At 38.0% G+C, this 305-nt stretch carries 1 pseudogene; it reads right to left on the minus strand.

From position 1 onward, the window contains the following. Positions 1-305, minus strand: a pseudogene (locus CWB85_RS21950) (hybrid sensor histidine kinase/response regulator); the annotation flags it as partial.

Here is a 305-nt window from a genome sequence, read left to right on the forward strand (position 1 = left end):
AATAACAGCTTGCTGTAGCAAACCTTGAAAATAATGCACCACCCCTTGCATTTTTATTGCTCTAAAGTGCAACTCAGGTAGTGTTGAAAATGAGCTATGTTGCTCTAACAACTTATAATAATGCAGTGCTTGAGGGTAATTCTTACGTTCAAAGGCAAGCTCAGCTAAAGCAGAATAAATCGTGACTTGTTGTTGATTTGAAAGCTGTGTGGCAAGTAATTGATTAGCTAACTGCTGCTTTTCTGACCACTCATCGGTAATTTTAAACTGTTCAAAAAGCGCTCTTTGTTGTTGTGCATTACCTG

Origin of the sequence: Pseudoalteromonas sp. S1727, assembly GCF_005886375.1 — a bacterium.
Classification (GTDB): Bacteria; Pseudomonadota; Gammaproteobacteria; order Enterobacterales; family Alteromonadaceae; genus Pseudoalteromonas; species Pseudoalteromonas haloplanktis.